We start from the raw sequence: 3,630 nt of genomic DNA on the forward strand, positions 1-3,630 counted from the left end.
CCATGATACCGGGGTGACACTGTACTTGGAGAACTTATGGTGAATAATTCAGGTCTGTTATTTTTACATCCCTTTTTTATGCTGGAACTATCATGAAAGGCAGGGATCGTGGTGAAAAAAAGGATACGACTGATTTTAATGTTACTTTTTGCTGGGGGGCTGTTAGCCGGTTGTCAGCGTCAATCGAGTCAGTCCATTACAGCAGTGGGATCGACGGCGTTACAACCCTTGATTGAAGCAGCTGGTGAAACATACAGTCAAAATCATTTAGGCGTTTTTGTGAATGTTCAAGGCGGTGGCTCAGGAACTGGTTTAAGCCAAATTCAAGAAGGCGCGGTTGATCTGGGGAACTCGGATGTTTTTGCCGCGCAACAAACAGGCATCAAACAACGGCAATTAGTTGATCATAAAGTGGCGGTGATTGGCATTACACCAATCATTCAGCCGAAAACAGGTGTGAAGAATTTGACCCTAAAGCAGCTGAAGCAAATTTTTACGGGCAAAATCACCAACTGGCGCCAAGTGGGTGGTCAAAATCAGCCGATCGTGTTGATCAATCGGGCGCAAGGCAGTGGTACACGTGTAACGTTTGAACAAGCCGTATTAAAGGGGGAACAGCCTAAGAAGGCGCAAGAGCAAGACTCGTCAGGGATGGTGCGCCAAATCGTGGCGACGACCCCTGGGGCAATCAGCTACGTGGCCTTTTCCTATGTGGATAAAACGGTGCAAGCATTACAGCTAAATGGCGTCACACCAACGGATCAACATGTGACCACCAATGCTTGGCCGATTTGGTCTTACGAACATGTGTATACCAAAGGCCAACCTACCGGCCTGACCAAGCAGTTCGTGGCTTATTTATTAAGTGCGGAAGTGCAGCATCAAATGGTACCGAAATTAGGTTATATTCTGATTGATGCCATGCAAGTTGTGCGCCAAGCAAATGGCCAAGTTAAAACGCGCTAAAAGGAGGCAGTATCGTTTATGGATCCAATTCAAAAAAAATTGACCCAGCGATCACATCAAGCGCGGTTAGAGCGCTTGGGTAAAGGCATTAGCATTGCCTGCATCACATTGATCGTCGTGTTGGTCGGGGCCATCTTTTATTTTATTGCGACAAAAGGGCTGGCTACTTTTCAACACATTAAGTTAAGTGATTTCTGGCTTAAAACGGTTTGGGAACCTAGTATTAAAGATAGTCGTGGGGTGCCTCAAGTGGGCGTACTACCGATGTTTTTGGGGTCGTTAGCCGTGACGATCCTGGCCGCGTTATTAGCCACGCCATTTGCCATTGGCACGGCGATCTATATGACGGAGATCTCACCTAAACGGGGGATGAAAATTTTAAAGCCCGTGACAGAATTACTAGTCGGGATTCCATCAGTGGTTTACGGGTTTATTGGTTTAACTGTTGTTGTACCAGCGATTCGCCAAGTATTTGGTGGCTCTGGTTTTGGGATTTTAGCTGGGACCTTTGTGCTCTTTGTGATGATTTTGCCAACTGTCACGGCTTTAAGTGTTGATGCCTTACAAGCTGTGCCAAGCCACTATCGTGCAGCTTCCCTAGCATTAGGGGCCACGCGGTGGCAAACCATTCAGCGCTTGATTTTAAAATTGGCCTTACCAGGCTTATTAACGGCCATTGTATTTGGCATGGCACGTGCTTTCGGAGAAGCCTTAGCCGTTCAAATGGTGATCGGTAATGCTACGTTAATGCCACAAAGTCTGTTAGCACCGGCGTCTACCTTAACCAGTGTGCTGACAATGGGAATGGGCAATACGGTTATGGGGTCCTTGGAAAATAATGCGTTATGGACCTTGGCCTTAGTCTTATTACTCATGTCGCTGGCCTTTAATTTGCTGGTGCGCTACATTGGTCGGAAAGGGGCGTTAAAATCAAAATGACACCTAAACAACAAGATAAGCTTGCAACAGGAGTTTTAACGGGTTTAGCTAGCATTATCGTCCTGATTTTGGTCAGCTTACTCGGTTATATTTTGGTGCGCGGTGTGCCGCAGATCAGTTGGCATTTTCTCACGGCGCCGGCGCGGACGTTTCAAGCCGGTGGCGGAATCGGGATTCAATTGTTTAATTCACTTTATCTGCTGATTTTAGCGTTGCTGATTTCGTTACCCTTGGCGTTAGGCGCTGGCGTTTATCTGTCGCAATATGCGCGGGATAACTGGCTGACTAGCGTGATTCGAGTGGCAATCGAAGTCTTAAGTTCCTTACCATCCATTGTGGTGGGCTTGTTCGGTTTTCTCTTATTCGTGATCAAATTTAAACTGGGCTTTTCGATTTTATCAGGGGCATTAGCGCTGACCTTTTTCAATTTACCGATTTTAACGCGGAATATTGAAGAAGCGCTACAAAGTATCGGTCCATTGCAACGTGAGGCTGGATTGGCACTGGGTCTATCGCGTTGGGAAACCATTACCCGCGTGTTGATTCCAGAAGCATTGCCGAGTATTTTAACCGGTCTGATTTTAAGTGCGGGCCGAATTTTCGGTGAAGCAGCGGCGCTGATTTATACGGCGGGACAAAGTGCACCAGCCCTTGATTTTCATAATTGGAATCCGTTTAATATTGCCAGTCCGTTAAATCCCATGCGGCCTGCTGAAACGTTAGCGGTGCACATTTGGAAAATTAATTCAGAAGGCATCATGCCGGATACAGCTGCCGTGTCGGCGGGTGCATCTGCGGTGTTGATCCTCGTCGTGTTACTGTTTAATCTTGGCGCGCGTTGGCTCGGGCACCGTATTTATCGGCATTTGACCGGAAAGTGAGGCTGCTATGAAAAATTACGATACAACGCAAACGGCATTGCAACAGTTTAAGGACCCTGCTCAGGTGGCCATCAGTACGGAAGCGTTACACGTTTACTATGGGCAGCATGAACAAATCAAAGGGATTGACCTACAATTTCCGAAACAGCAGATCACAGCGATTATCGGTGCCTCAGGCTCAGGTAAATCAACTTATTTACGTGCGCTTAACCGGATGAATGATGAGATTCCCACTGCTAAAGTGACTGGAAAAATCTTATATCATGGGCTAGACATGAATCAAAAACAAATTGATGTCTATCAAATGCGGCGGCAAATTGGCATGGTGTTTCAACGGCCTAATCCGTTTGCCAAGTCGATTCGGGAAAATATTACCTTTGCCTTGAAACGTTATGGCCTTAAAAATCGTGATGCATTGGCGCAACGGGTTGAAACGTCATTGCAACAAGCCGGGTTATGGGAACAAGTGAAGGATCAGCTGGATAAAAGTGCGTTGGCCCTTTCAGGTGGGCAACAACAACGCTTGTGCATTGCGCGTGCGTTAGCAGTTCAGCCAGAGATTTTGTTATTAGATGAGCCAGCCAGTGCCTTAGATCCTGTATCAACCCGGATCGTTGAGGATACGCTTAATGAGTTGAAGCAGGCATACACCATTATTATTGTGACGCATAATATGCAGCAAGCGGCACGAATCAGCGATTCAACGGCCTTTTTCTACAATGGTCAGGTGTTAGAATATGCGCCGACCAAACAAGTTTTTACGCGACCGCAGATTCAAGCAACCAACGACCCGAATTATTCATACGAGGTTTAATATCGGCATACCGCACAATTTTGGACCAAT

The 3,630-nt window shown here is 46.6% G+C and carries 4 protein-coding genes; all 4 read left to right on the top strand.

Going from position 1 to position 3,630, the window contains the following annotated elements; all coding sequences use genetic code 11:
- The first annotated feature begins 138 nt into the window (after positions 1 to 138).
- Genes FC07_RS09375 through pstB form a run of 4 tightly spaced genes read left to right on the top strand, consistent with a single transcriptional unit; the run spans position 139 to position 3,600 of the window.
- On the top strand, positions 139 to 966 hold the full coding sequence (locus tag FC07_RS09375) for a phosphate ABC transporter substrate-binding protein PstS family protein (protein WP_057904844.1): 828 nt from the start codon (positions 139 to 141) through the stop codon (positions 964 to 966).
- An 18-nt stretch (positions 967 to 984) separates the two neighbouring features.
- Positions 985 to 1,905, top strand: a complete 921-nt coding sequence (pstC, locus tag FC07_RS09380; RefSeq protein WP_057904845.1) for a phosphate ABC transporter permease subunit PstC — start codon at positions 985 to 987, stop codon at positions 1,903 to 1,905.
- Entirely contained in the window at positions 1,902 to 2,786 is an 885-nt protein-coding gene (gene pstA / locus FC07_RS09385) for a phosphate ABC transporter permease PstA (protein ID WP_057904846.1), read from the top strand. The genes pstC and pstA overlap by 4 nt, the downstream gene beginning before the upstream one ends.
- 7 nt (positions 2,787 to 2,793) lie before the next feature.
- The gene (gene pstB / locus FC07_RS09390; RefSeq protein ID WP_057904847.1) at positions 2,794 to 3,600 is read left to right on the top strand and encodes a phosphate ABC transporter ATP-binding protein PstB; all 807 of its coding nucleotides are present in this window, start codon (positions 2,794 to 2,796) and stop codon (positions 3,598 to 3,600) included.
- Positions 3,601 to 3,630: the final 30 nt, after the last annotated feature.

This window comes from Loigolactobacillus bifermentans DSM 20003 (genome assembly GCF_001434575.1).
Classification (GTDB): domain Bacteria; phylum Bacillota; class Bacilli; order Lactobacillales; family Lactobacillaceae; genus Loigolactobacillus; species Loigolactobacillus bifermentans.

What these genes read in the sequence shown, in the direction of transcription:
- FC07_RS09375 (WP_057904844.1), top strand. Translation starts at nt 139, where the DNA reads ATGTTACTTTTTGCTGGGGGGCTGTTAGCCGGTTGTCAGCGTCAATCG.
- pstC (WP_057904845.1), top strand. Translation starts at nt 985, where the DNA reads ATGGATCCAATTCAAAAAAAATTGACCCAGCGATCACATCAAGCGCGG.
- pstA (WP_057904846.1), top strand. Translation starts at nt 1,902, where the DNA reads ATGACACCTAAACAACAAGATAAGCTTGCAACAGGAGTTTTAACGGGT.
- pstB (WP_057904847.1), top strand. Translation starts at nt 2,794, where the DNA reads ATGAAAAATTACGATACAACGCAAACGGCATTGCAACAGTTTAAGGAC.